Origin of the sequence: Oceanobacillus sojae (assembly GCF_007991515.1) — a bacterium.
Taxonomy (GTDB): Bacteria; Bacillota; Bacilli; order Bacillales; family Amphibacillaceae; genus Oceanobacillus; species Oceanobacillus sojae.
In genome coordinates, this window is the sequence record NZ_BJYM01000017.1 from 103,757 (window position 1) to 109,856 (window position 6,100).

Below are 6,100 nucleotides of genomic sequence, written 5' to 3' on the forward strand. Positions count from 1 at the left end.
TATTTTCCTGTTTGCACCCTATCGTGCAAAAGTGAAGTGGAGGCGCTTCACTTTTTGAATCATAATAAAGACATCATAAAAAAAGGAGAGGTTCACTATGGAAAACTTAAAAATCCTACTATGCTGCGGAGCGGGGTTATCAAGTGGATTCTTAGCTCAAAAAGCACGAAAAGCTGCAAAAAAGAAAGGTTTAAATATACAAATAGAAGCGAAAAGCGAAACAGAAGCAATTTCACACCTGCCAACAATAGATGTTTTGCTTTTAGGCCCTCACTACGAGGCTTATAGAGAAAAATTCACAGAATTAGGTAAACCGTTAAATGTATCGGTAGAAGTTATTCCCCAAAAAATTTACGGTACCTTAGACGGCGAAAAGTTATTAGACTTCGCCTTTAAGCTTCGGGAAAAGAATGATGCTTCTTCCAGCGCAGAATAGATGAATATTTTCGTTTAAAACGATTAGCAATTTCATCTAAACGAGCTGATATACTCCTGGTCAAGAATTAAACTTGTGATAAGTACCAGCAATAAATACTTTTATATTTGAAATAACAATATGCAGCAGTGCATATAATCAAGATTTTCTTTAGTGCCGTACATTTGATATTCAATCTTATTCAAATACTTTTGTAAGATCTTTAATGAAATGATTATAGCACTGCTGATGAATAAGCACCTGAATGAACATTGTTCAAGAAAAATTTACCATAGTTAACTTTTTAACATGTGGAAGGTATGTCGAAGAACAAATATCACCATTCAAAAAACAAAAAGGAGGTAAAAAAAATGAAACGTTTTATGAATTGGCTGAGCAATTCATTTGCTCCAACAATGAATAAATTCTCACAAAAACCTTGGGTTGCAGCTTTATCAAGTACGATGCAAAAAATTATTCCGTTTATTTTAACCGGGTCTGTTATTTTCCTATATAACGTTGTACGTTCTTATATAACTGTTTTGCCTGATCTAGGCAGAATCGCTAATTTCACTTTCGGAATGTTGGGGCTGTTAACCGCATTTATGCTGGCGAACCAGGCTATGGAAAAATTAGGACGGACAAATTACACGGTGAATGCAGGTCTGACTGCTATTCCAGTATTCCTCATGTTTATTAAACCAATCATTAGCGATGACGGTATGCTGACGGTGGAATTTGGACGATTTGGTCCCACAGGGATTATAGTGGGAATTTTCGCAGGTTATCTGGTTGCCATTATTTTTAATCTGATTGGAAAAATGAACCTATTAAGCAAATCAAGTTTACCGGATTTTGTAATAGGATGGGTTCGCAACATTATCCCGATTTTTCTTTCCATTGGATTATCTGCATTATTAAGCTTCAAATTTAACTTAGATATTTTTGCTTTGATTCTTAAGGCATTTTCACCGATTCAAAACTTTGGTCAGACTTTACCAGGATTTGTCTTGCTCATATTTATAATGACTTTCTTCTACACCCTGGGAATTTCCCATTGGTTGTGGAACGGTGTTAAAACACCAATTTTCATGGCAGGTATAGCAGCCAACGTTACAGCTGTATCAGAAGGCTTGCCAGCAACAAATATTGCCACCAACGAAGCTGTATTTACAGCCGGTCTGATTACAATGGGAGGCGTCGGAGCTACCTTAACATTAAATTTATTAATGCTATTCTCTAAGTCCAAAGGGTTAAAAACCATTGGCAAGCTCACTATCGTACCTTCTATCTTTAATATTAATGAACCTATTATGTATAGTGCACCTGTTGTTATGAATCCGCTCCTGATGGTACCAATGTGGATAAACGCCATTACCGGACCGACAATCGTTTATCTTGCAATGTATACCGACCTTTTGAATATTCCATCTAAGATGATTCAAGTAGGACAAATTCCTGCACCTTTTTCAAGTGTCATGATTACAGAGGATTTACGTGCAATACTCGTTTACATTCTCCTATTTGGAGTCTATCTTGCAACTTGGTATCCGTTCTTTAAAGTTTTTGAAAGACAAAGAATGAAAGAAGAAAAAGCTGAAGAACTGGCAGAATAAATAAAGTATAGAAACATAAATTCAGAGGATTGGTGGATAAATATGTCAAATTCAAATGAAAAACAGGCAGATCAAGAAAACGAAGTTACTACTGTTGCTATGCAAATTATTTTACATGCAGGAAATGCAAGAGCATTAGCAGACGAAGCATTTCAATTAGCAAAAGAAGAGAACTTCACGGCAGCTCATGAAAAAATAAATGAAGCAAATGCAAATGGAATTTTAAAAGCGCATCAATCACAAACACAGATCATCCAGGATGAAGCGCGTGGAGTAATACATGAACCTTCTTTATTGTTGAATCATGCCCAGGATCATTTGATGACAATTATGTCTGAGGTACGTATGACAAAGCAAATGATTGAATTATATGAACTGACGGTAAATCGTAAATAATGGACACAGAAAACTAGAAATAGTATTAAAAAATGAGGAGGCATTTGCAATGAACAGCACTAATTTTACTTTTCCAAAGGATTTTCTATGGGGGGGCGCGACTGCTGCCTGTCAAATAGAAGGCGCCTATGATGTAGACGGCAGAGGGCTTTCAACATCAGATATTCATAAATTTGATCCCAGTCTGGATCGAAAAAAATACAGAAGTAAATTAGTAGAAAATGAGCATACTACTGCAACTTTGGAAAAAGCAGTATCTGATAAGACCGGCTATTATCCTAAGAGACATGGAAACGGATTTTATTACAGGTATAAAGAAGATATTGCTCTAATGAAAGAAATGGGATTTAATAGTTTCCGATTTTCGATTGCTTGGCCAAGGGTTTTTCCAAATGGAGACGAGCTTGAGCCGAATGAAAAAGGACTTGAGTTTTATGACAAGGTCATTGAAGAAGTAATAAACGCTGGTATGGAACCGATTGTGACTATGTTTCACTATGATATTCCACTTCATTTATTAACTGAATATGGCGGATTCCGTAACCCTAAACTTATCGAGTTTATGACCCGTTATGGAAAAACATTGCTAGATAGATATGGAGATAAAGTAAAGTATTGGATTCCTTTTAACCAGACAAATTTAATTCAATATTGTTCATTTAAATCTTTGGGAATTTTAAGAGATAAAACGGAGAATCTTGCAGAGGATCAATATCAGGCCATTCATCATCAATTTCTCATCAATGCAAAATTAAAAGAATATGCAAAAACACTCAATTCAGAGATTCAAATTGGAATTATGCTGGCTGACTGTACATATTATCCACGTACTTGTAAGCCGGAGGATATCGTTTTTGCAATGAAGAGAATCCGTATGCAATATTTCTATGCAGATGTCCCGTTAAGAGGAGAATATCCTGGGCATATGTTGAGATACTTTAAAGAAAATAATATCAATATTAACATCAGTGAAGAGGATAAAGTTCTTTTAAGAGAAAACACGTTAGATTTCTTAGCGTTTTCTTACTACTATTCCAGAACGCTCGATTCAGAGAAAAATACGATGGACCCTGAAACTATTACTGAAAATCCTTATTTAACAGGAAACGACTGGGGATGGACGATCGATCCGTTAGGTTTTTATAACGCTATAAGCCAATATTGGGATCGCTATCAAAAACCAATCATGGTTGCCGAAAACGGATTTGGTTATGAGGATGTTTTTGAGGATGGGACAGTTCATGATGATTATCGAATTGATTATTTGAGACAGCATATTCAAGCAATCGGTGAGGCTGTTAAGGATGGAGTAGATATATTTGCTTACTTGCCTTGGGGACCAATTGATTTAATAAGTTCTGGTACAGCAGAAATGAGTAAAAGATATGGTTTTGTTTATGTAGATTTGGATGATTTAGGCAATGGAACAGGCGACCGTTTTAAAAAAGATTCATTCTATTGGTATCAAAAAGTGATTGCAACCAATGGCGCAGACTTAGGCCTGGATGACAAGTAAACAGTCACCTGCTCTAATGAGTTAAGGTTTTCAATACACCAATGTTTAAAGAATACTATATAGCCAATTTAATAAAATATAGTATAAGAAAGCCGCCTTTGCAATGAGGCGGCTTACCTTCATACATATTTCATTCTAATTTCTTAAAAAGAGCTTATTTCGTTACTCCCAATGCTCCCCTGGCCATCTGTTCATATTCTTCCATACCGGAAATCATCGCAAATTCTGCAATAGCTACAGCATATGCGGCATCCAGTTCAATAATATGTTCCTTCATCTTCGGCCAATAAATTCCACCGGCTTGTTTATAATAATGAATAAGCTTATCAAGCGCCTCTTCACCAAAAGCTTTATATTGGAAGACAAAATCATTGGAAACATCCGTTACCTTTGCTTCTGTCCAATCAATTAGCCCGATAACTTTTGTATCGTCATCAATCATCATATGACCGGCGTGCACGTCTCCATGCATCAACCCTGTTTCCTTTGGCCATAATTCTTCATTATTTAGCCAGTTTTGCCAGCGATTCCAAAGGTCATCCGCAACACCAAAACGTTTCTTTACCTTCTCCATCCGTTCTTTCATCGATACATGTGCTTCTTTTGCTGTATATGCAGGAATACCTGCTTTTTCAGCTTCTTTTTTCGGCACATTGTGCAAAGATGCCAAAACCTCTCCCTGGCTCTGGTGAAATTGTTCTGGTATGTTTTCTATATCCATTTCCCATACATAATTTTGAATTTCCGGATCAATTGTACCAGCAGGAACACCCTTCAGTTTTTTATATGCAATTAAATCGTTTTCGTAAATAGACCAGACAGGAACTTGAAAAGATGCATGCTGATGAACAACTTTTAATACCTTCTGTTCATCAATTGTCCTGTCCATTACATCATCACGTCTCGGTATTCTTAATACCCATTCCTCTCCGTCTGTATCCTTCGCAAAAGCAACCAGAAAATCCAATCCGGATTCATTAAAACGGATAGCGTCTCCCTCCAAATTCAGTCCATATTTACGAGCTAATTCTGACACAGTTTGTTTATCCAAATCTGCCACATCCTTCTTTATTTATTCTGCTTTTATACGCGCAGCCAGTAAAGGATACGTTTAGGATTAAAAAGCAGAGACAAATAAACTCCCCCTCCGCTTATACTTTTCAACCGTATAGGGATTCAAAAATGATAGACCAATCCTTTATCTGGGCACATATCGTGTCTGAAACGTCCGCATTAACGCAAAGATTGGTTATCGATCAACAGAATCCCTCCTCCCTTATAATTACACTCATCCTAGCATAATGGTATTTTATTCGCAACATCACCTTTGTTCCCGTATTTTTTACTTGAAGTGATCAACCGTGTATAATAATAATTAACAGAAATGGGGGTAGATAAAATGGTACAATCAATCAATACCAAAGTTGATTTAGTTATTGATGGAACCTCACATATAAGAATTTCGGATTATGGCAAGATTATGATTGGAGATAAAGGGTTTGAATTTTATAATAAACGAGATGTCCACAAATATATTCAAATTCCTTGGGAGGAAGTTGAATACGTGATTGCTTCTGTCTTGTTCAAGGGTAAATGGATTCCCCGTTATGCTATCCAGACCAAGAAGAATGGAACATATACGTTTTCTTCCAAAGATCCTAAAAAGGTTTTTCGGGCAATTCGTGAATATGTTGATCCGGATCGGATGGTAAAATCATTAACTGTCTTTGATGTAATGAAACGCAATTTGAAGAAGAAATCTAGAAAAGGATAGTTTTTATATACAAGCCAGGGTTAGGACCTTCCTTTTCCTCTTGTAAGGGAAAAATTGGTGTGCTATAATATCTTATGGAAGCTCATTAAAGTAAGCTGATTAATAACTGGTTTAGTAAGTAAAGCGGTTTCATACCAAATTTAAATAACTATTGCAATTATTTTTTACGTGTTACTGATTCGATCAGGCATGAGTGAAAAGTAGTGATTAAAACGAAGTATATGGGTTCATCTATACTCTGCCTTCATTTTACCTACTTTTTTCTCATGCCTTTTTTTATTGTTTTCACCAGGGGGAAAACGCTTTCCATAAACAAAAAACACTTTAGGAGCTTACCATGTTTATCTAAGCCTTACCAATAAAATAAGAGGAGGTAAAAAGAT

6 protein-coding genes are annotated in these 6,100 nt (G+C 36.1%); 5 read left to right on the forward strand and 1 reads right to left on the reverse strand.

The genetic code is table 11. The features are described 5' to 3' along the window. Positions 1-97: 97 nt before the first annotated feature. The 4 genes from OSO01_RS18365 to OSO01_RS18380 all read left to right on the forward strand — a co-directional run bounded on the left by OSO01_RS18365 (position 98) and on the right by OSO01_RS18380 (position 3,943). Positions 98-436, forward strand: coding sequence for a PTS sugar transporter subunit IIB (locus OSO01_RS18365; RefSeq protein ID WP_147211900.1), 339 nt, complete (start codon positions 98-100; stop codon positions 434-436). A gap of 350 nt (positions 437-786) precedes the next feature. Continuing rightward, entirely contained in the window at positions 787-2,031 is a 1,245-nt protein-coding gene (locus OSO01_RS18370) for a PTS transporter subunit EIIC (RefSeq protein ID WP_147211901.1), read from the forward strand. Between the two features lie 42 nt (positions 2,032-2,073). Further along, complete coding sequence (locus tag OSO01_RS18375; protein WP_147211902.1) at positions 2,074-2,427, forward strand: PTS sugar transporter subunit IIA; 354 nt, start codon at positions 2,074-2,076, stop codon at positions 2,425-2,427. A 49-nt stretch (positions 2,428-2,476) separates the two neighbouring features. Next, positions 2,477-3,943, forward strand: a complete 1,467-nt coding sequence (locus tag OSO01_RS18380; protein WP_147211903.1) for a glycoside hydrolase family 1 protein — start codon at positions 2,477-2,479, stop codon at positions 3,941-3,943. 154 nt (positions 3,944-4,097) lie between these two features. On the opposite strand, the gene OSO01_RS18385 is transcribed toward OSO01_RS18380, so the two are convergent. After that, positions 4,098-4,994: a macrolide 2'-phosphotransferase gene (locus OSO01_RS18385; RefSeq protein WP_147211904.1), complete on the reverse strand. Its 897-nt coding sequence runs from the start codon at positions 4,992-4,994 to the stop codon at positions 4,098-4,100. 348 nt (positions 4,995-5,342) lie between these two features. Between OSO01_RS18385 and OSO01_RS18390 the strand changes: the two genes are divergently transcribed. Continuing rightward, on the forward strand, positions 5,343-5,717 hold the full coding sequence (locus OSO01_RS18390; RefSeq protein WP_147211905.1) for a DUF956 family protein: 375 nt from the start codon (positions 5,343-5,345) through the stop codon (positions 5,715-5,717). The last annotated feature ends 383 nt before the right edge of the window (positions 5,718-6,100 follow it).

Excerpts from the sequence above, each read along its gene's own strand:
- OSO01_RS18365 (WP_147211900.1), top strand. The coding sequence starts at position 98 with ATGGAAAACTTAAAAATCCTACTATGCTGCGGAGCGGGGTTATCAAGT.
- OSO01_RS18370 (WP_147211901.1), top strand. The coding sequence starts at position 787 with ATGAAACGTTTTATGAATTGGCTGAGCAATTCATTTGCTCCAACAATG.
- OSO01_RS18375 (WP_147211902.1), top strand. The coding sequence starts at position 2,074 with ATGTCAAATTCAAATGAAAAACAGGCAGATCAAGAAAACGAAGTTACT.
- OSO01_RS18380 (WP_147211903.1), top strand. The coding sequence starts at position 2,477 with ATGAACAGCACTAATTTTACTTTTCCAAAGGATTTTCTATGGGGGGGC.
- OSO01_RS18390 (WP_147211905.1), top strand. The coding sequence starts at position 5,343 with ATGGTACAATCAATCAATACCAAAGTTGATTTAGTTATTGATGGAACC.